We start from the raw sequence: 19621 nt of genomic DNA on the forward strand, positions 1-19621 counted from the left end.
CGGGCCGGATCACTCCAGACCGAAGATCCCGCGGAACACGCCCATGCCGAAGAACACCACGAAGGCCGCCGCCACCACCCACAGCAGTGGGTGCACCTCTCGCGCCCGTCCCTGAGCCGTGCGGATGACCGCGTAGGCGATCATGCCGGCGCCGATCCCGTTGGCGATCGAGTAGGTGAACGGCATCAGGATGAAGGTCAGGAACGCCGGGAACGCCGCACCCCAGTCGGTCCAGTCGATCTGCACCACCTGGGTGGCCATCATGAATCCGACCACCACGAGCGCCGGGGCCACTGCCTCGAAGGGGACCAGGTGGATCAGCGGGGTGAGGAACATGGCGATCAGGAACAGCACGCCGGTGACCACGGAGGCGAAGCCGGTCCGAGCGCCCTCGCCGATCCCGGTGCCGGACTCCACGAAGATCTGGTTCGCCGAGCCGGAGGCACCACCGCCGCCGGCCACGGCCAGGGCGTCCACCATCAGCACCCGGTTCAGGTCGGGGATCTCGCCCTTCTCATCCACGTTCCCGGCCTCGCGGGCCAGTCCCACGGAGGTGCCCATGGCATCGAAGAACACCGAGAGGAGAATGGCGAACACCAGCAGTGCGGCCATGATCGGGCCCACCTGGCTGAACGCGGCCAACAGGTCGGCCTGACCGATCAGGGACAGGTCCGGGGCGGCCCACTCCGGGAAGGACGGGGCCACCAGGGACCAGCCCAGCGGGTTGACGTTGCCCTCGGCGTCCACGGACGGGCCGATCCGGAACACCGCCTCCAGGATGTTGGCCAGCACGGTGGCGACCACGATCCCGATCAGAATGGCCCCGCGCACCTTGCGGATCACCAGCACTGAGGTCACCAGCAGGCCGACCACGAACACCACCACGGGCCAGCCCTCGAGCTCGCCGCCGGTGCCCAGGCCCACGGGGACGGTGGTCCCTGCGGCATCCGGCAGGCGGCGCACGAACCCGGCGTTGACCAGGCCGATCAGCGCGATGAACAGGCCGATGCCCACCACGATCCCGGTCTTGAGCGCATCCGGCACCGCGTTGAACACGGCACGCCGGAACCCGGTGGCCACCAGCAGCACCATGACCAGTCCGGCCAACACCACCAGGCCCATCACGGCGGGCCAGGTCAGGTTCTCGGTGGTGGCGATGGAGATGGCCACCAGCGCGTTCACGCCCAGCCCGGCCGCCAGCGCGAAGGGGTGCCGGGCCCACACGCCCATGGCGATCGTGGCCACGCCAGCCACCAGGGCGGTGACAGCGGCGACCTGGGGAATGCCCAGGGTCGCCCCGGTGGAGTCCGGGCCGGAGAGCACCAGCGGGTTGAGCACGATGATGTAGCTCATCGCCAGGAAGGTGGCCAGCCCGCCGCGGATCTCCTGGGCCACGGAGGATCCGCGGTGGGAGATCAGGAAGTAGCGGTCCAGCCCGTTGCGCGGCTGGGCCGGCACGGCATTGACGGTGTCGGTGGAGGCCGGACCGCCTCCGCGGCCGGATCCGTCCCGACGACGGCCAGCCGGGTCGGCCTCGGCGGTCACCGCAGGATGCGGGGCCGGGTGAGGGGAGTCGCCGGGGCGCTGAGGATCAGGGACGGAAGGGTGCGAGGAGCTCTCGTCGATCGGCATGGGCTCATGGTACCGAGGGGTGGCACCGGACCCTCCCGATCACCCTTCGATGTCCTGCTCGGGCTCATCCCACCGCCGACCGATCCTTCCGATCCTCACCCAGTCTTGCCGAGGGAGGATCCTCTAGGCCAGCCAGCCTGCGGCTCCCATCAGGACGACCAGCAGACGTGCCAGCTCCTCGGGCTGCGCCTCGGCTGCCGTCTCCCAGAGGTCGGGGTCTGCGAAGAGAGCACCGTCTGGCTCTTGGGCGTCCAGCACCACGGACACGCTGTCGCTCACAGCCAGTCCAGGGTCGTCCCAGAAGTGGAGGAAGCGCGGGGGTGTCCACCAGGTACTCGGTGTAGGTCTGGCCCTTGAAGCGGGAGTCGTTCGTCTGCAGCACCTGGGCGCGGAGCGGGACGGAGTTCTCCACCAGCTCCGCCCGCCGCAGATGATCCGCTCGGGCGCACCACAGGATGAGGACGCAGATGCCCACGGCGAGCACAGGAATCGCAGCAGCGACCAGGCGACGGATGCCGTCCGGTGGAGTCATCCGTACCAGTCCTCTGCGCAGCCTGGCGCTCAGTCGTTCCCAGGTCTCGGGGACCAGGTGGTACGTCAATACACCGGCCGCGGAACCGGCGAGGAGCAGTCCTGCTCCCACGGCGGCGACCTCCACGAGCGGCTCTCGCTGCCAGGGGCGGTGGGAGCCGACGGCGATGACAGTTCCGGGGTCGTGCGGATGGAGGACGACGGGGATCCGCGAACCGGGACAGGCCTGGAACCCCTCCAGCCAGCTGGTGTCCACGGCGGCCAGACGCCCGTGCACCTCGACGTGGTAGTCGATGCTCAAGTCCTCGATGGCGGTCTGCCGGACCACCTCGGCTTGGATCACCGGTCCGGCATTGACCACACGGGCCGTGCCCACGTACCACCCGATCAGTCCCAGGGGGAGCCCGATCAGCACCAGGGCGGACAGGGCGATCAACGCCAGGGCGAGGCGTCGTCGCCGGGCGAAGGGCATGGTCTCGCTGCCGAAGGGGACGATGTGAGGCCATGGCCCACGCCCTGCGTTCTGCCTGGGCGGGGTGGCCCATGGTCGGAGCAAGATCCTACGGTCGGATCGGCCGATCTCCGTACCGTGTCCTGCGGTGGGATTAGTCTGACTGGCAGTGGCTTGGTGAGGCTCAGCCGCCGCCCGCAGCCGCCGATCCGGACACGCGAACGGAAGGTCCCGTCATGACTGACACCTCAGCCCCGCAGGCGCAACGTGAGGTCGTGCACGGGTGGACGCGCGTCTCCGAGCATGCCTACACCCGCCCACTGGAAGGCTGGAAGGCCAACGTCGGGGTCGTCGTCGGGAAGCAGAGGGCGCTGCTGGTGGACACCGGTGCGGGTCCGGAACAGGCCCAGCGGCTGCTCGGGTTGGTGCGGAACCTGACTGATCTGCCGCTGGTGGTGGTCAATACGCACGCGCACTTCGACCACGTGTACGGCAACGCGTTCTTCGCTGACCCGGAGGCCGGTGGCGCCCAGGAGATCTGGGGGCATGAGGCCGCCGCGGCGTGGATCCGGGAGCACGGCGAGAGCCAGCGCACCGAGGTGGCCGACCTGGAGCCGCAGTTCGCCTCCGCTGAGGGGCCGCATGCCCAGATCCTGGCGCCCACGCGGACCATCGGTTCCGCACCTCAGGACCTGGACCTGGGCGGGGTGACCGCCACCCTGTTCCACCTGGGCCGCGGGCACACGGACGGGGACCTGCTGGTGGGCGTGGACAACGTGGTCTTCGCCGGGGACCTGGTGGAGCAGGGCGCCGATCCGGCGTTCGAGGGCTCCTGGCCGCGGGACTGGGTGACCGCCCTGCGCAAGCTCTCCGCCCTGCGGGACCTCTACCCGGTGGTGGTCCCCGGTCACGGCGAGGTGGTGGGGATGGACGTCGTGGATGACATGCGCGCCACCATGGGCCAGGCCGTGCGCGTGGCCACCACCGCTGTGCAGCAGGCCGCCACCGACGCCACCAAGGCGGTGCCGATCCTGCCGTACGGTCCCGAACAGGCCCGCGCGCTGATCCGTCGTCTGCGCGCCACCGGCTGACCGGATGACTGGCTCACTCAGACACCCCTTCCGGGACGGACCCCTCGCTCATGCCTTCCAGATCTACGCGCCCTCGGTCATCTACTCCGTGGGGCTGGGAGCCATCACCCCGGCCATCGCCTCCGCGGCGATCGCCCTGGGCGTGGGACTGGCCGTGGCCGCCGCCACCGTCACCCTGGTGGGCCTGGGATCGCTGATCAGCACTGCCCCGGCGGCCCTGGTCGCCTCCCGGTTCGGCGAGCGGCGGACCATCATCGCCTCCGCCTGGCTGGGCACGGCCGGCGCCCTGCTGGGATGGGCCACAGTGGCCGGTTGGCTGCCAGTGGGAACGCTCGCGGCGTCGGACACCGGTGCCCCTCCTGACGGTCCTGACACCACGCGCATGGCCCTCTACATGCTCGCCATCCTGATGGTCGGCGCCGCCGGAGCCGGGTTCAACCTCGCCCGGCAGTCCTATCTGGCCGTGGCGGTGCCCATCACCCACCGGGCACGGGCGATGTCCACCCTGGGCGGGACCATCCGCATCGGCCTGTTCGCCGGACCGTTCATCGGGGCGGCCCTGCAGACCCTGATGGGCCTGCAGGGCGCCTTCGCGGCCGGCGCCGCCTGCATGCTGGTGGCCGCCGTGATCTGCTTCGCCATCCGTGACCTGGAGGCACCGGGCTCCGGTGCGCCGGGCCCCGGAGGTGAGGGGGCGCCGTCGGGAATCTCCGCCACTCCCGGGGGAGAGGGCAGCAGGATCCCGACGCCGGCCCCCACCATGCGCTCGCTGGCTCGCCGGCACTGGCGTGTGCTGGCCTCCGCGGGTGTGGGCGTGCTCTGCCTGTCCGCGGCACGGTCCACGCGCACGGCGGTGGTGCCGCTCTGGGCAGAGCACCTGGGCCTGAGTCCGGCCACCGCCTCGCTGATCTACGGCCTGTCCGGATTCGTGGACCTGATCATGTTCTACCCCTCCGGCCTGCTGATGGACCGGAAGGGTCGACGGGTGGTGGCGGTGAGCTGTCTGGGCGGGATGACCGTGGCGATGGCCCTGGTGCCGCTGACCGGCACGCCCTGGTGGTTCATGGCCTCGGCGATGCTGATCGGGCTCGGCAACGGATTCGGCTCCGGGATCGTGATGACCCTGGGTGCGGACTACTCCCCGGAGGTGGGCCGGCCCAAGTTCCTGGGGCTGTGGCGGCTGCTCTCCGACTCCGGTGTGCTGGCCGGGCCTGCGCTGCTGTCCGTGGTGACGGCCGCGACCGGACTGGCGGCGGGGATCTGGGCGGTGGCCGTGGTCTGCGCGGTGGGCACGGCGGTGTTCGCCGTGGTGCTGCCGAAGGGCCCGGGCCCGGTGGGCGGTCGCGGACGGGACAGCGCGCCGGTCTCCTCAGGCTGAGGCGGGTCAGGCGGAGGGGAGCGGATGGTGGGAGTCGTGGTCCTCGAAGATCATGTATGTCTGGCTGTCCACCACGCCCGGGATGGGCTGGAGCTCGTCGAAGACCACCCGGCGCAGATCGGCGTTGTCCTTGGCGCGCACCAGCAGGACCACGTCCATGTTCCCGCCCACCAGGGAGACGTGCCAGACCTCGGGGATCGCCAGCAGCTGGGCCTTCAGCTCCCGCCAGTTGTGCTGGCGCAGCTTCAGGGTGACATGTGCAGAGGCGCCCAGCCCGGCCTTGACCGGGTCGATCGTGGCGGAGAACCCGGTGATCACGCCGTCCTCCTGCAGGCGGTTCAGCCGGGAGTAGCAGTGCGCCCGGCTGATGTGCACACGCTCGGCCAGGGCAGCCACCGAGAGACGTCCGTCGCGGGTCAGCTCGGTGATGATCGCGCGGTCGATCTGGTCCAGCGTCATGGGTGTCTCCGTTCGGCTCCGGCGGGACGTCAGCCCGTCTCTGTGCGGTTCGTCACAGTAGCAGAGTGTCCATCAGTCTAGGTGTCAGCCGTCAGAAAGTCTCTGCATGCTGGGACACTGCTGAACAAAACGTCCCTGTGACTGAGACTGGGAGCAGACCTGACCAGTCGGCATACCCCCTGGGCGATCCTCGGGGAGCCCCACTGGTCCCGACGCACCCGATCGGCCGCCGCGGCCGGGAAGGACGGGGCACCGTGACAGAGACAGCCCAGACAGCCCAGACCGACCACCCTGACCAGTCCGGACAGACCGACTCCAGCCGGGCGGCCCAGCGCTTCGGCATCTCCTTGGAGGACTACCTGCTGCCCACTCACGGGCGGATCCAGCTGGTGGACCAGGACGGGGCGCTGCTGCCCACCGAGGACCAGGGCACCACGCCTGGCCATGAGTACCCCATGCCCTCGGACGAGGAGCTGCTGGAGGGGTACCGCCACCTGGTGATCGGGCGGCGGGTGAACGACCAGAACTACGCCCTGGTCCGCCAGGGCCGGATGGCCGTCTACCCGTCCTCGCACGGGCAGGAGGCCTCCGAGGTCGCCGCGGCCCTGTGCCTGGAGCAGCGGGACTGGCTCTTCCCCACCTACCGGGACACCGTGGCCGTGCTCGCCCGCGGCGTGGAACCGCTGGAGGTGATGGCCTCCTTCCGGGGGACCTGGCACCAGGGGTATGACCCCCATGAGCACCGCACCTCGGTGCAGTCCACGCCGCTGACCACCCAGCTGCTGCACGCCGTGGGCATGGCCCAGGCGGCCCGGCTCAAGGGCGAGGACACCGTGGTGCTGGGCATGGTGGGGGACGGCGGCACCTCGGAGGGCGACTTCCATGAGGCGCTGAACTTCGCGGCCGTGTTCAAGCTGCCGGTGATCTTCTTCATCCAGAACAACAAGTACGCGATCTCGGTCCCGCTGGCTCGTCAGACCGCAGCCCCGTCCCTGGCGCACAAGGCCGTGGGCTACGGCCTGGCCGGCGAGCGGGTGGACGGCAACGATCTCGCCGCGCTGCTGGCCGTGCTCGGCCGGGCCGTGAAGCTCTGCCGCGAGGGCGGGGGACCATTCCTGGTGGAGGCGGACACCTACCGCATGCAGTCCCACACCAATGCCGATGACGCCACCCGCTACCGCGAGGACGACGAGGTCTCCCAGTGGGCCGCCCAGGACCCGGTCCCGCGCATGCGGACCTTCCTGAGCGAGCGCGGGGTGCTCACCGAGGAGCTCGAGCAGCAGATCTCCGCGCAGGCCGAGCAGGTGGCCGCCGGACTGCGTGAGGCCATGTCCCAGGAGCCGGTGATCGACCCCCTGGAGCTCTTCGACCACGTGTACACCGTCCAGACCCCGCAGCTGGCCGCCCAGCGTGAGCTCCTCGCCGAGGAGCTGGCGCGCGCCGCGCAGGGATCCGCACAGCACCAGACCGGACAGGAGGGCCAGAAGTGAGCACCACCGCCACCGAGCAGCCGGCTGCGCCCGCAGCACCCGCCAAGCCCCAGACGCTGACCTTCGCCGCCGCCCTCAACGCCGCCCTGGCCGATGAGATGGAGAACGACCCCATGGTGGTGGTCTACGGCGAGGACGTGGGCACCCTCGGCGGGGTCTTCCGCATCACCGACGGCCTGACGAAGCGCTTCGGCGACCACCGCTGCTTCGACACCCCGCTGGCCGAGTCCGGGATCGCCGGCACCGCCGTGGGACTGGCCATGGGCGGGGCCCGCCCGGTGATCGAGATGCAGTTCGACGCCTTCGCCTACCCCGCGTTCGAACAGGTCGCCAGCCACATCGCCAAGATGCGCAACCGCACCCAAGGCGCCGTGCCGATGCCCCTGGTCATCCGCATCCCCTACGGCGGCGGGATCGGCGGCGTGGAGCACCACTGCGACTCCTCGGAGTCCTACTACGCCCACACGCCCGGACTGAAGGTCTACACCCCGGCCACCGTGGCGGACGCCTACCTGATGCTGCGTGCGGCCATCCGGCTGGATGATCCCGTGGTGTTCATGGAGCCCAAGAAGCTGTACTGGTCCAAGGCCGCGGTGACCCTGGAGGAGCTGCGCGCCGAGTTCGAGACCCGCTGGGCCAACGTGGAGGCCAGGCGCGAGCACGGGGAGCCCTATGCCCGCGCCGCCGTGGCCCGCACCGGCACCGACCTGACCCTGGTCAGCTACGGGCCCTCCGTGCCCACCTGCATGGCCGCCGCTGCCGCCGCTGAGGAGGAGGGCGTCAGCGTCGAGGTGATCGATCTGCGCACGGTGGTCCCCCTGGACGAGGAGACCGTGGTGACCTCGGTGCGCAAGACCGGCCGGGCCGTCGTCGTGGCCGAGCCCCAGGGGTACGCCTCGGTGGCCTCGGAACTGGTGGCACGCATCCAGCAGGCCTGCTTCCACTCCCTGCACGGACCGGTGCTGCGCGTCACCGGGTTCGACATCCCCTTCCCTGCCCCCAAGCTCGAACATCACCATCTGCCCTCCGTGGACCGGATCCTGGACGCGGTGGACGAGCTGATGTGGGACGCAGAGGCGGCTGAGACCGATTCAGCAGATCAGGCACAGCAGGCAGGAGCGAGCCGATGAGCCAGAGCACCTTCAACCTTCCGGACCTGGGCGAGGGCCTGACCGAGGCCGAGCTGACCCGCTGGCTGGTGTCCGAGGGCGAGCAGATCGTGGTGGACCAGCCCATCGCCGAGGTGGAGACCGCCAAGGCGCTCGTGGAGGTCCCCAGCCCGTACGCCGGGACCGTGGCCACCCTGCACGGCGCCGAAGGCCAGACCATGATCGTGGGCGAGCCGCTGATCACCGTGACCACGGCTGTCCCCGCGGACCAGGGCTCCGGCCCGGAGGGAGTCTCAGGAGTTCCCGACGACGGCCACGCACCGGGCGCTCTCAGCTACCGGGAGGAGGAGCGGGCGGGGATGCAGATCCCCGCTGCCAACGGTGCTGAGACCACGCCGGACCTGGACCGGGTGCGCGGCGGAGATGCCGGTGGCGGCGCCGCTGAGCGTGCGGCCGAGACCGGCGAGGCCACGCGCACCGCTCCGGACCGCGGCGCACAGCCGGAGGATGGAGAGCCAGACTCCGAGGGCTCAGGCAGCGTGCTGATCGGCTACGGGACCTCCGGGCACGGCGCCGGTGGACGGACCCGCCCCAAGCGCCGGCGTCCGCGGTGGACCGAGTCCACGAGTGCGGGAGTCTCCGGTGCATCAGCCGCTGCTGGTGGTGGATCCTCGGACTCGAGCCCGTCCGCTGCGCCGCGCGTGGTCTCGCCGATCGTGCGCCGCCTGGCCAAGGAGCTCGGCGTGGACCTCGCCACCGTGCGCGGGACCGGGCCGAACGGTCTGATCCTGCGCCGGGATGTGGAGCAGACCGCCAGCGGGGCCGGAACGGCCCCGTCCGCTGGGGCCGCCGCCTCGTCCACCCAGCAGCTCGCGGCAGGTGAGGCAGGCACCCAGGGCGAGGGAGCCGCCGTCGGGAACACCAGTGCTGGGGGAAGCGCAGGCGAGACCGACCAGCGCTCCGGACTGGGGATCGCCTCCCGCGAGCCCATGCGCGGAGTGCGCAAAGCCGTGGCCGAGCAGATGGTGCGTTCACGCACCCAGATCCCCGAGGCCACCGCCTGGCTGGACGTGGACGTCACCCGGCTCGTAGAGCTGCGCGCCGAGCTGAAGTCACAGGATGCGGCCACCGCGCCGAGCCTGCTGGCGCTGATCGCCCGGTTCACCACGGCCGCGCTGAAGCGCTACCCCATCATGAACTCGCGCGTGGAGCAGGGGCCGGACGGGGAGTCGATCGTGCAGTTCGACGGCATCAACCTGGGCCTGGCCGCGCAGACCGACCGTGGTCTGGTGGTGCCCTCGATCGAGCGGGCCGAGCAGTACTCGGCGCGGGAGCTCCATGAGCAGATCGCCGCCCTGGTGGAGCGTGCCCGGGACGGGAAGTGCACCCCGGCTGAGCTGACGCGGGGCACGTTCACCCTGAACAACTACGGGGTGTTCGGGACGGACGGCGCCGCCGCGATCATCAACGCCCCGGAGGTCGCCATCCTGGGCGTGGGCCGGATCATCGACCGCCCGTGGGTGGTGGACGGGCAGATCGTGGTCCGCAAGGTCACCGAACTGACCCTGTCCTTCGACCACCGAGTCACCGACGGCGGCACCGCCAGTGCGTTCCTGACCACCGTGGCCCGCAGCCTGGAGAACCCGGGCTCGGCGCTCGCCGACCTCTGAGGTCTCAGCCCCGGGCTGCCGGCCGGCCGGACTCCCAGCGCAGGAAGCTGGCCAGGACGGCGAACACCAGCAGTCCGGGGCCCACGCTCACCAGCAGCCCGCCCAGGTAGTGCCAGCCGGAGGTCCACGGCACCGCCGGGTCCAGGGCCTCGCGTCCGCCGGCCAGCAGGTAGCAGAGCATCCCACCCACGGTGGTGAGCAGCCCGCCCAGCCACAGGGCGATGTCCCAGCCGGGGTGCCCTCCGGGGTGCAGCCGCTGTGCCGTGCGCCTCGCGCGAGTGTTCCACTCCGAGCCGGTGCGGAGGATCAGCAGCCCGCCGGCCAGACCCCAGAACGCCGCCACCAGGTACGCCGCCGCCATGTCCGAGGGGCGGTGCCAGGTCTCCAGGAACGTCCCCGCGCCCACGGCGGTGGCGAAGAGAGCTCCCAGCGCCGCGGTCATCGGCCGCCAGCGGGGTGCCACCACCAGGACCACGGCCACCACGGCCGCCGCCGCGAAGGTGGTGTGGCCGGACGGCAGAGAGTTCCCCGTGTAGTAGGGCACGCCGTTGTCCAGGTCCGGGCGGAGGAGGATGACCTTCTTGAGCAGCTGGGTGGTCAGGTTGGCGGCCCCGAAGCTGGCCAGGGCGATCGCTGAGGCCAGCCACCGCCGCCGCCAGACCGTGATGACCAGGAACACCAGGACCGCGGTCACCGCAACGACGCCGGGCAGCATCCGCAGGACGGTCTCACCCAGGGGCGGCATGGTCTCCAGCCGTGCGGTGGCCGCCTGCAGGGCCATGTGCTCGGTGACCTGCCCCGTGCTCGTGGTGACGAACATCTGGAAGATCGCCAGCAGCAGCGCCACAGCGCCCAGCATGCCCAGTACCCAGGCCCAGGGACGGGACGCGGGCGGTCGTCCGGCACGCGCGGAGAGCGTGGTTCCCGCGGAGGGCGGCACGTCGCGGCGGTCAGAGAGACTCGAGGGCATGGCAGACATTGTGCGGCACGGTGCTGGACGAACGCCGGAAGCCCCCCTTCCAACTCCAGGTCAGTTATCACGCTCATCAGGCTCCGGAACGGCTCGTTGCGGGTGATGACTGACCTGCAGATGCAGGGACGGGCTCCCTAGACTGACGGGCATGTCCGCCGACCCCGCCGAGCCCGCCGAGCCAGCCCAGCCCCTGCCACCCCTGCCCACCGGCGCCGACCTGCCCCCGCTGGAGGAGCTGCTCGAGCACGCCACCGTGGTCGCCCAGCCGATGCGCACCCGTTTCCGGGGCACCACGGTGCGCGAGGCCCTGCTGCTGAGCGGCCCGCACGGCTGGGCGGAGTTCTCCCCGTTCCCGGAGTACGGTGCCCAGGAGTCCTCCCGCTGGCTGGCCGCGGCGATCGAGGCCGGCTGGCAGGGCTGGCCGGAGCCGGTCCGCACACACGTCCCGGTCAACGCCACCGTCCCGGCCCTCCCGGCGGAACAGATCGCCCCGCTGCTGGAGCGCTTCGGCCCCGTGACCGCGGTCAAGGTCAAGGTCGCCGAGCAGCCCGCACCCGGCACCGCCCCGGACCCCCGCGTCCACGGTGTGGAGGCGGACCTCGCCCGGGTGGCTGAGGTGCACCGCCTCCTCCCGGACGCCGCCGTGCGGATCGACGCCAATGCCGGCTGGGACCATGCCACCGCGCTGGAGGCACTGAGGCGACTGGCCGTCGTCGTGCCCCTGGAATATGCCGAGCAGCCGGTGCCGGGCATCCAGGGCCTGGCCCGTCTGCGCGAGGCCCTGGCCGCCGAGCGCATCCCCACGCCGATCGCCGCGGACGAGTCCGTGCGCAAGGAGACGGACCCCCTCGCCGTCGCCCAGGCCGGGGCCGCGGACCTGATCGTGGTCAAGGTCCAGCCACTGGGAGGCGTTCGCCGTGCCCTGGCGATCGTGCAGGCCACCGGGCTGGACGCCGTCGTCTCCTCCGCCCTGGACACCTCGGTGGGGATCGCCGGGGGAGTGGCCCTGGCCGCCGCCCTGCCGCGGCTGCCCCACGCCTGCGGGCTGGGCACCGTCGCGCTGTTCACGCAGGACGTGGTGGATCCGCCCTGGATTCCCGACGACGGCCGGCTGGCCGCCACCTCCCGTCCCGTCCCGGACGGGGAGGCGATGGCGCGGCTGCGCGCTCCGGAGGAATCCCAGGCACGCTGGCGGGAGCGGCTCGCCGGTGCCTATCAGGTGCTGGCCGCCGGAGAATAGGTCCCACCGGCGTGACCGAAATAGACCTCACACAGAGTTCACCTGGAGGTCACCGTCCGGTCCGCCCACTGGTCGCTTGAGCTGACCACAGTGAGAGCCGCGAATCCCCCCCAGCGTCTCGAAGGGACCCCCCATGCTCAAGCGTCTCCTGCCCATGGTCGGCCACACCCGCGGCAACCGCTCTGCCGTGACCTGCGCACTGAAGTGCGGCAACGCCTGCGCCCACCCGGTGCCGAACACCTCGGACAACCCTCACTTCCAGGACATCGCCAACGCCGCGTTCTCCCGCCGTGCCGCTCTGGGCATGGGCGGCGGTCTGGCTGCCGCCGTCGTCGTGGGCGCCCAGGCCGTGTCCACCGCTCCGGCCGCCCAGGCCGACTTCGGTGCCACCCCGAAGGGCGGCGGCAAGCTGCCGTTCCAGGCGATCGACCCGGTTCCGCGCACCGTGGACCGGATGACCGTTCCGGAGGGCTACGACTGGGCTCCGGTCATCCGCTGGGGCGACCCGCTGTTCGCCGACTCGCCCGAGTTCGACATCAACCGCCAGACCGGTGAGTCTCAGGCCCAGCAGTTCGGCTACAACTGCGACTACCTGAACATCATCACCGACGGCCGCAACGACCGCTCCGGCTACCTGGTGAACTCCCACGAGTACACGAACGAATACATCATGTTCTCCCCGGAGTACATCGCCTCGAACTTCGAGGACGTGGTCAACGTCGGCATCGCCGCCCACGGCCTGTCGATCGTGGACCTGAAGCGGGACAAGAAGGGCGCCCCCTGGACCTACGTCCGTGGTGGCCGCCGCAACCGCCGCATCACCGGCTTCACCCCCTTCGCCGTGGACGGGCCCGCAGCGGGCTCGAAGCTGCTGCAGACCGTCGAGGATCCCACCGGTCGTCGCGTGCTGGGCACCCTGAACAACTGCGCCGGCGGCACCACCCCCTGGGGCACCGTGCTCTCCGGCGAGGAGAACTTCAACCAGTACTTCGTCGGCACCGGTTCCCCGGAGGAGGCCCGCTACGGCCTGCGCCCCGGGCCCACCGGCCGCCAGTGGGAGCGCGTGTACGACCGCTTCAACCTGAACAACCCGGGCTACAAGAACGAGGCCAACCGCTTCGGCTGGATCGTGGAGATCGACCCGGAGGACCCCACCTCCACCCCGGTCAAGCACACCCTGCTGGGACGCTTCAAGCACGAGGCCGGCAACGTGTACATCGCCCCCAATGGTCAGGTCGCCGTCTACATGGGCGATGACCAGGTCAACGACTACGTGTACAAGTTCGTCTCGAAGAAGAAGTACATCGAGGGGAACAAGAAGCACAACATGACCCTGCTCTCCGAGGGCACCTTGTACGTCGCCCAGTACCAGGGCGACTCCCCGCAGTCGGAGATCGACGGCCGCGGCACCGTCCCCTCGGACGGCGACTTCGACGGCACCGGCAGGTGGATCCCGCTGGTCAAGGACAACCGGTCCATGGTCCCGGGCATGTCCGTGGACGAGGTCCTGGTGTACACCCGCCTGGCCGCGGACAAGGTCGGCGCCACCAAGATGGACCGTCCGGAGGACATGGAGCCGAACCCGGTCACCGGCAAGATCTACCTGGCCCTGACCAACAACTCCTCCCGCAGCCTGGCCACCGTGGACGAGGCCAACCCGGTCGCTCCGAACCGCGACGGCCACGTCATCGAGATGATCGAGGACGGCAACGATCACGCCGGCGAGTCCTTCACCTGGAACATCCTGTTCCTGGCCGGCGACCCGGCCAAGTCCACCTCGGCCTACTTCTCCGGCTTCCCGCAGGACCAGGTCTCCCCGATCTCCTGCCCGGACAACCTGGCCTTCGACTCCCAGGGCACCCTGTGGGTCTCCACCGACGGTCAGCCCGGCAAGATCGGCTACGGGGACGCCCTGCACAAGGTCACCCTGGAAGGACCGGAGCGGGGCAAGGTGGAGCAGTTCCTCTCCGTCCCGCGGGATGCTGAGACCTGCGGTCCGGTGATCCACGACCGTGACAACTCGGTGTTCGTGGCCGTGCAGCACCCGGGCGAGAACGGCACCTGGGGAGCCCAGACCTCCTACTTCCCCGACTACCTCCCGGCCTCCGGTCCGGTCCAGGTGGGGGACAAGGTGGCGGCACCGCGTCCGACCGTCGTCCAGGTCTTCTCCACCCGCGGCAACAACGGCGTGGGCCACGCCAAGCGGGCTGAGAAGGGCGAGAAGGCCAACCCGAAGCACGCCGGCCAGGGCGTGCGCCGCGGCAACGGCCGCGATGAGGGCGTGAACTCCAACCCGACCGCCGGCAAGGGCACCAAGGGCAAGGGCAACAACAACGGCAAGGGCAAGGGCGCGAAGGGCTGACCCCTTCACCTGCCCGACGGCGGCCCCCTCACCAGGACGTCCCGGTCCCGGTGAGGGGGCCGTCCCGTTCCCTCCTGTTTCCCCGTCCCCCCGTTCACCCGTTCCCCCGTTCACCCGGTGGTCAGACTCCCTCCGTAGGATGAGGGACATGGACTCCAGCCGCACCAGCCCGCTTGATCCGCACACCACCCCTCACGCCGCGCAGCCCCCGCACCCGCGGCGTTCGCACGTGAGCACGGCGGTGCCCACCCTGTACTCCGAGCAGGTGGCCCAGACCGTGGTGGAGGCTCTGGTGGACGGCGGCGTGCGGGAGGCGGTCATCGCCCCTGGTTCCCGCTCCGCACCGCTGGTGTACGCGCTGGCCCAGGCCGAACGTGCCGGGCAGCTGCGCCTGCACGTGCGGATCGACGAGCGCTCCGCCGCCTTCACCGCGCTGGGACTGGCCTTGGCCTCGGGCCGTCCGGCCGTCGTCGTGACCACGTCCGGGACTGCGGTGGGCAACCTGCTGCCGGCCGTGATGGAAGCCGACCACGCGGGGGTGCAGCTGGTGGCGCTCACCGCGGACCGGCCGGACGAGCTGCAGGGCACCGGGGCCAACCAGACCACCGCACAGGACGGGATCTTCCCGCTGCACGTGCGCTTCACCCAGACCCTCTCCGGGGACCGGGTGCTGCCCGAGGACTCTGAGCCGCTGCCGGAGTGGCTGGCCGCTGAGACCGCCGAGCTGCACGGCTCCGATGCCGATCCGGTCCGCGAGGCCGAGCGCGAGCACACCGAGCTGATCCGCGCCACCGTCTCCCGCGCGCTGCTGGCCGCCCAGGGGTTCGACACCGAGGACGTGGAGGGCTTCGCCGGGGTGCCGGGCGTGGCCGTGCGCGAGTCCGCGCCGGGCCCGGTGCACCTGAACGTCCGCTTCCGTGACCCGCTGGTGCCCCGTGAGGACGCACCAGCAGCGCTGGAGACCCCTGGCCTTCCCGACGTCGGCCCGGTCACCTCCTCACTCGAGCTTGCCCTGGGTGGCGGGTCCGGTGCCGGTGCGGAGAGCGCCGAGCGGATGGCGAGCCGTCTGACCGAGCAGCTGGACATCGACGTCAGCGGTCTCTCCGAGTTGCGCACGGTGGTGGTGGCCGGACACGGCGCCGGCCCGGTGGCCGCCGCCTTCGCCACCGCCTTGGGGCTGCCGCTGTTCGCCGAGCCCAGCTCCAACGCCCGCTTCGGCTCCAACGCCGTGGGGGCCTACCCACTGCTGCTGGGCTCGGCAGGCGGCCTGGGCGAGGACTCGCTGGACCTGGCCGCCCAGATCGAGCAGGTCATCCTGTTCGGCCGTCCCACCCTGACCCGGCAGATCGCCGCGCTGCTGAACCGCGAAGATCTGCACACCGCGTTCTACCAGCCCGAGCCGGTGGCCTGGTTCGAGCCGGGCAGCCGCCGGGAACGCCCGGTGGAGGACCTGGACGAGCTGGCCGTGGTGGCCGGCCGGGGACCTGCAGGGTGGCTGACGCGCTGGCAGCAGGCCGGGGTCAGGGCCCAGGCGGCCGTGGAGGATGCCCTCGCCACTCGGCATGACGTCGTCGGGCATCCCGGGGCCATGCGCACCGGACAGCTGGTGGCCTCCACCGTGCGCGGGCCGCTGGTGCTGGGCTCGTCCTCGGTGATCCGGGACGTGGACCTCTCCTGGCGCCCGCCCGCGCAGGCCCAGTCCGTGGTGTTCGCCAATCGCGGCCTGGCCGGGATCGACGGCACCGTCTCCACCGCCGCCGGGATCGCCCTGGCCACGGGGGAGCGGACGGTGGTGCTGTGCGGGGACCTGACCCTGCTGCATGACACCAACGGCCTGCTGCTGGGGCCAGATGAGGCCGAGCCGGATCTGGACATCGTGGTGGTCAACGACACCGGCGGGGCGATCTTCGCCGGACTGGAGCATGGCGAGGTGGCTCAGCGCGAGGGGATGGCCCCGGTGGTGGAGCGGTTCTTCGGCACACCGCACGGCGTGGACCTGGAGGCGCTGTGCCGGGCCCACGGTGTGGAGTGGATGGCGGTGGAGTCCGAGGAGGGTCTGGTCTCGGCACTGGGCAGTCCGGTGCGCGGCCGGCGGATGCTCGAGCTGCGCTCAGACCGTGAGGCGCGTCCCGGGGTGCGCCGGTCGGTGACCGAGGCCGTCCGCGCCACGTTCGAGGACTGAGCCCTCAGCCCAGTCGTCGTCTCTGCGACGTGTCGTACCGGCAGTCGGTACGCCATGTCGCAGCGCAGACGCAGATCCAGTTCGGGTGGGTCGCGTGGGTCGCCAGGAACCCTGACGCCGCCTCAGTCGCGCAGGCCGAGCGCCTGGAGCATGGGGCGCATCTTGGCGCTGGTCTCGGCCAGCTCGGCCCCGGGGTCGGAGGCGGCCACCACGCCGCAGCCCGCGTAGAGCCGCACGGTGTGCTCATCCTCCACCACGGCCCCGCGCAGAGCGATCCCGAACTCCCCGTTCCCGGCAGCGTCCATCCACCCCACCGGCCCGGCGTACAGGCCACGGTCCATGCCGCGTTCGGTGTGCTCGAGCTGACGGATCAGCGCCGCCGCCTCGTCCCGGGGCGTCCCGCAGACCGCCGCCGTCGGGTGCAGCACCTGGGCCAGGTCCAGCGCCGTGGCCCGGCGTCCACCCTCCGTGGAACGGGCCAGCTGTGCGGTCACGTCTGAGGCCAGGTGCCACACATTGGGCAGCTCCAGCACGAACGGCTCCTGGTGCGCATCCAGGCTCTGCGTCAGCGGCCCCAGCCGTTCGGTCAGGGAGTCGATGGCCAGCTGGTGCTCATGGCGCTGCTTCTCATCCTCGAACAGCATCCGGGTGGCGAACGCCGTGCCGTCCGAGCCGCGCGGGGCACCGGAGCGGTCCAGCGTCCCGGCCAGCACGCGCGCCCGCGCCTGCCCCCGCTCCACTTTGATCAGCATCTCCGGGGTGGCCCCGATCAGCCCGTCCACCGAATACGTCCAGCAGTCGGCGTAGCGGGTGGTCAGCTCGCCCAGCACGCCCGGCACATCCACGGGGTCAGCGGTCTTCACGACGGCGTCGCGCGCCACGACCAGTTTGGTGAGCCTCCCAGCGCGGATGGCCTCCACGCCGGCGGCCACGGCGCTCAGGTACCCCTCCCGGTCCAGCACACCCTGGGTGAGCGTGGCATCCGGGGAGGTCCGCGCGTCCGGCCCCGCGATCTGCGCCGCGCTGGCAGGACCAGTACCGGGGGAGCCCAGCAGCTCGGCCAGCCGCTGCTCCGCGCCCTCGGCATCCGGCCGCCAGCCCTGCGCAGCTCGTGCGCGGTGCTCGGGGGCGTCCAGGTCCACCTGCCAGGTCAGCCAGGCATGCCCGTCCACGGCACTGACCACGATCTCCGGCACCCGCACCACGGAGGGGACCGGACTGGCGTCGTCGAAGGCGAAGGCCGCGAACGCGATCGGTGCCGTGGCCGCGGAGGGCACCGGGCCGTCGTCGTGGTGGAGGGTGTGGGGCGGGATCACCGGGATGGTGCCGGTCAGAGCGGGGGTGCCGGGCAGCTCAGTGCCGGCGGCACCGTTGACAGCGTCCTCCCACCACTGGCGGGCGGCGTCGAAGCGGTCCGGGCCGGTGGCGTGGAAGCGGGCGGCGGTGCCCAGACCGACCATGCCGTTGCCGAAGCGGATCCAGGCGCACTCGTCGCCGGTGCGCAGCAGCTCCGCCAGGGTGTTCTCACTTGACAGGGGCCGGGCACAGGTGACGGACGCCAGCCGCGGTGCCGACGTCCGATGGTCAGGGTTGTTCATGACCGTGCCAGCCTACCGGTCTGGGAGAATGGGGCCGTGCCCACCCCGAACCCCGCCTCCGCGTCTGCCCCGAACCCGTCCCCCTCCCGTCCGCCCCGCACCGCCCAGGTGCTGATCGCCGGGGGCGGCCCCGCCGGTGCCACGGCTGCATTCCATCTGGCCCGGGCCGGGGTGGAGGTCACGGTGCTGGAGAAGACCGCCTACCCGCGGGAGAAGGTGTGCGGGGACGGACTGACGCCGCAGGCGGTGCGTGAGCTGCAGCTGATGGGCCTGCCGCACAGCGCCGAGGAGGGCTGGCGGCACATCAAGGGGCTGCGCCTGGTGGCCGGGGAGCGTGCGGTGGAGGTGTCGTGGCCGCAGACCGAGACCTGGCCGGACTACGCCCTGGTCCGCACCCGGCATGACTTCGACCAGCTGCTGGCCGAGCATGCCCGCGCCGCCGGGGCCACCATCCTGGAACGCCACTCCGTCACCACCGTCCTGAAGGACGAGGCTGGCACGGTGACGGGTCTGCGGGCGGAGCTGCTGGACCCGCGCGGCCGCAAGACCGGCGAGTTCCAGGACTTCACGGCACCCGTGGTGATCGCCGCGGACGGCAACTCCACGCGCACCGCCGTCTCGGCCGGGCTGCACCGCCGTGAGGACCGGGTGATGGGAGTGGCCGTGCGCGCCTACTACGAGTCCCCGCGCCACACCGACGACTGGATGGAGTCCTGGCTGCGCCTGCCGGATGCGGACGGCAACCCGCTGCCCGGATACGGCTGGCTCTTCCCCGTCGGAGACGGCACCGTGAACGTGGGCCTGGGCATCCTGGACACCTCCCCGCAGTTCGGCAAGCTGGACTACCGCGGCATCCTCAAGGACTGGTCCAGCGCACTGACACCCACGTGGGGCCTCTCCGAGGACACCCGGACCTCCAAGATCCTGGGCGCCGCCCTGCCCATGGGCTTCAACCGCACGCCGCAGTACCAGCCGGGCCTGCTGCTCGTGGGCGACTCGGCCGGCATGGTCTCCCCGTTCAACGGTGAGGGAATCTCCTTCGGCATGGAGGCCGCCCGGCTGGCGGCCGACCTGGTGGTCACCGCACTGCAGCGCCCGACGGCGGCCGGCCGGGAGGCGGTCCTCTCCCGGTATCCGGTGCTCACCCAGCAGACCTGGGGCGGGCACTTCGCGCTGGGACGGTACTTCGCCCAGCTGATCGGGCACCCGAAGGTGCTGGAGGCGGCACTGGCGGTGGGGCTGCGCACCCCGGCGCTGCTGCGTCCGGTGGTGCAGGTGATGGCCAACCTGGTGGACCGTCCCGGGGATTCCCTGGTGGATCGGACGGTCCGGCTGCTGGAGCGGGCCGTCCCGGCGGCCACCACCCAGACCGTGCTGCCTCTGGAGTCTCCCGTCACACCGGGCTCGGCGCCGGGCGGGCCCGTCCAGTCGGCACCGAAGATTCGTTAGGCTGGT

The 19621-nt window shown here is 71.4% G+C and carries 14 protein-coding genes; 9 read left to right on the forward strand and 5 right to left on the reverse strand.

What is annotated here, in order from left to right; all coding sequences use genetic code 11:
* Window positions 1–9: 9 nt before the first annotated feature.
* Both ACEXHE_RS04860 and ACEXHE_RS04865 read right to left on the reverse strand, forming a co-directional pair.
* Window positions 10–1632: an NCS2 family permease gene (locus ACEXHE_RS04860; RefSeq protein ID WP_374784930.1), complete on the reverse strand. Its 1623-nt coding sequence runs from the start codon at window positions 1630–1632 to the stop codon at window positions 10–12.
* A gap of 64 nt (window positions 1633–1696) precedes the next feature.
* Window positions 1697–2635, reverse strand: coding sequence for a hypothetical protein (locus ACEXHE_RS04865; protein ID WP_374784931.1), 939 nt, complete (start codon window positions 2633–2635; stop codon window positions 1697–1699).
* Between the two features lie 215 nt (window positions 2636–2850).
* On the opposite strand from ACEXHE_RS04865, the gene ACEXHE_RS04870 reads away from it, so the two are divergent.
* Together ACEXHE_RS04870 and ACEXHE_RS04875 are read left to right on the forward strand one after the other, a co-directional pair.
* Window positions 2851–3705, forward strand: a complete 855-nt coding sequence (locus tag ACEXHE_RS04870; RefSeq protein WP_356966994.1) for an MBL fold metallo-hydrolase — start codon at window positions 2851–2853, stop codon at window positions 3703–3705.
* Window positions 3706–3709: 4 nt separating this feature from the next.
* Window positions 3710–5083, forward strand: coding sequence for an MFS transporter (locus ACEXHE_RS04875; RefSeq protein WP_374784932.1), 1374 nt, complete (start codon window positions 3710–3712; stop codon window positions 5081–5083).
* 6 nt (window positions 5084–5089) lie between these two features.
* On the opposite strand, the gene ACEXHE_RS04880 is transcribed toward ACEXHE_RS04875, so the two are convergent.
* Window positions 5090–5542 carry an Lrp/AsnC family transcriptional regulator gene (locus tag ACEXHE_RS04880; RefSeq protein ID WP_091692674.1) on the reverse strand — a complete coding sequence of 151 codons (453 nt, stop codon included), beginning with the start codon at window positions 5540–5542 and terminating at the stop codon, window positions 5090–5092.
* 254 nt (window positions 5543–5796) lie between these two features.
* Between ACEXHE_RS04880 and ACEXHE_RS04885 the strand changes: the two genes are divergently transcribed.
* The 3 genes from ACEXHE_RS04885 (at window position 5797) to ACEXHE_RS04895 (ending at window position 9811) form a co-directional block, all read left to right on the forward strand.
* Entirely contained in the window at window positions 5797–7032 is a 1236-nt protein-coding gene (locus tag ACEXHE_RS04885; protein ID WP_374784933.1) for a thiamine pyrophosphate-dependent enzyme, read from the forward strand.
* A 98-nt stretch (window positions 7033–7130) separates the two neighbouring features.
* Window positions 7131–8162 carry an alpha-ketoacid dehydrogenase subunit beta gene (locus ACEXHE_RS04890; protein WP_374785245.1) on the forward strand — a complete coding sequence of 344 codons (1032 nt, stop codon included), beginning with the start codon at window positions 7131–7133 and terminating at the stop codon, window positions 8160–8162.
* Window positions 8159–9811, forward strand: a complete 1653-nt coding sequence (locus ACEXHE_RS04895) for a dihydrolipoamide acetyltransferase family protein (RefSeq protein ID WP_374784934.1) — start codon at window positions 8159–8161, stop codon at window positions 9809–9811. Before ACEXHE_RS04890 ends, ACEXHE_RS04895 begins: the two co-directional genes overlap by 4 nt.
* 4 nt (window positions 9812–9815) lie before the next feature.
* On the opposite strand, the gene ACEXHE_RS04900 is transcribed toward ACEXHE_RS04895, so the two are convergent.
* Window positions 9816–10781, reverse strand: coding sequence for a phosphatase PAP2 family protein (locus tag ACEXHE_RS04900; RefSeq protein WP_374784935.1), 966 nt, complete (start codon window positions 10779–10781; stop codon window positions 9816–9818).
* Between the two features lie 151 nt (window positions 10782–10932).
* On the opposite strand from ACEXHE_RS04900, the gene ACEXHE_RS04905 reads away from it, so the two are divergent.
* The 3 genes from ACEXHE_RS04905 (at window position 10933) to menD (ending at window position 16568) form a co-directional block, all read left to right on the forward strand.
* The gene (locus ACEXHE_RS04905; RefSeq protein WP_374784936.1) at window positions 10933–12024 is read left to right on the forward strand and encodes an o-succinylbenzoate synthase; all 1092 of its coding nucleotides are present in this window, start codon (window positions 10933–10935) and stop codon (window positions 12022–12024) included.
* A 133-nt stretch (window positions 12025–12157) separates the two neighbouring features.
* Window positions 12158–14386 (forward strand): PhoX family phosphatase, encoded by a 2229-nt coding sequence (locus tag ACEXHE_RS04910; protein WP_374784937.1) that lies wholly within the window; start codon window positions 12158–12160, stop codon window positions 14384–14386.
* A gap of 148 nt (window positions 14387–14534) precedes the next feature.
* Entirely contained in the window at window positions 14535–16568 is a 2034-nt protein-coding gene (gene menD / locus ACEXHE_RS04915) for a 2-succinyl-5-enolpyruvyl-6-hydroxy-3-cyclohexene-1-carboxylate synthase (protein ID WP_374784938.1), read from the forward strand.
* 122 nt (window positions 16569–16690) lie between these two features.
* On the opposite strand, the gene ACEXHE_RS04920 is transcribed toward menD, so the two are convergent.
* A complete protein-coding gene (locus tag ACEXHE_RS04920) occupies window positions 16691–18166 on the reverse strand; it encodes an isochorismate synthase MenF (protein ID WP_374784939.1) in 1476 nt (491 codons plus the stop codon).
* Window positions 18167–18274: 108 nt separating this feature from the next.
* On the opposite strand from ACEXHE_RS04920, the gene ACEXHE_RS04925 reads away from it, so the two are divergent.
* A complete protein-coding gene (locus ACEXHE_RS04925) occupies window positions 18275–19615 on the forward strand; it encodes a geranylgeranyl reductase family protein (RefSeq protein ID WP_374785246.1) in 1341 nt (446 codons plus the stop codon).
* Window positions 19616–19621: the final 6 nt, after the last annotated feature.

The sequence above is a fragment of the Micrococcus sp. IITD107 genome (assembly GCF_041927415.1).
Taxonomy (GTDB): Bacteria; Actinomycetota; Actinomycetes; order Actinomycetales; family Micrococcaceae; genus Citricoccus; species Citricoccus terreus.

What these genes read in the sequence shown, in the direction of transcription:
- ACEXHE_RS04860 (WP_374784930.1), bottom strand. Translation starts at nt 1,632, where the DNA reads ATGCCGATCGACGAGAGCTCCTCGCACCCTTCCGTCCCTGATCCTCAG.
- ACEXHE_RS04865 (WP_374784931.1), bottom strand. Translation starts at nt 2,635, where the DNA reads ATGCCCTTCGCCCGGCGACGACGCCTCGCCCTGGCGTTGATCGCCCTG.
- ACEXHE_RS04870 (WP_356966994.1), top strand. Translation starts at nt 2,851, where the DNA reads ATGACTGACACCTCAGCCCCGCAGGCGCAACGTGAGGTCGTGCACGGG.
- ACEXHE_RS04875 (WP_374784932.1), top strand. Translation starts at nt 3,710, where the DNA reads ATGACTGGCTCACTCAGACACCCCTTCCGGGACGGACCCCTCGCTCAT.
- ACEXHE_RS04880 (WP_091692674.1), bottom strand. Translation starts at nt 5,542, where the DNA reads ATGACGCTGGACCAGATCGACCGCGCGATCATCACCGAGCTGACCCGC.
- ACEXHE_RS04890 (WP_374785245.1), top strand. Translation starts at nt 7,131, where the DNA reads ATGGAGAACGACCCCATGGTGGTGGTCTACGGCGAGGACGTGGGCACC.
- ACEXHE_RS04895 (WP_374784934.1), top strand. Translation starts at nt 8,159, where the DNA reads ATGAGCCAGAGCACCTTCAACCTTCCGGACCTGGGCGAGGGCCTGACC.
- ACEXHE_RS04900 (WP_374784935.1), bottom strand. Translation starts at nt 10,781, where the DNA reads ATGCCCTCGAGTCTCTCTGACCGCCGCGACGTGCCGCCCTCCGCGGGA.
- ACEXHE_RS04905 (WP_374784936.1), top strand. Translation starts at nt 10,933, where the DNA reads ATGTCCGCCGACCCCGCCGAGCCCGCCGAGCCAGCCCAGCCCCTGCCA.
- ACEXHE_RS04910 (WP_374784937.1), top strand. Translation starts at nt 12,158, where the DNA reads ATGCTCAAGCGTCTCCTGCCCATGGTCGGCCACACCCGCGGCAACCGC.
- menD (WP_374784938.1), top strand. Translation starts at nt 14,535, where the DNA reads ATGGACTCCAGCCGCACCAGCCCGCTTGATCCGCACACCACCCCTCAC.
- ACEXHE_RS04920 (WP_374784939.1), bottom strand. Translation starts at nt 18,166, where the DNA reads ATGAACAACCCTGACCATCGGACGTCGGCACCGCGGCTGGCGTCCGTC.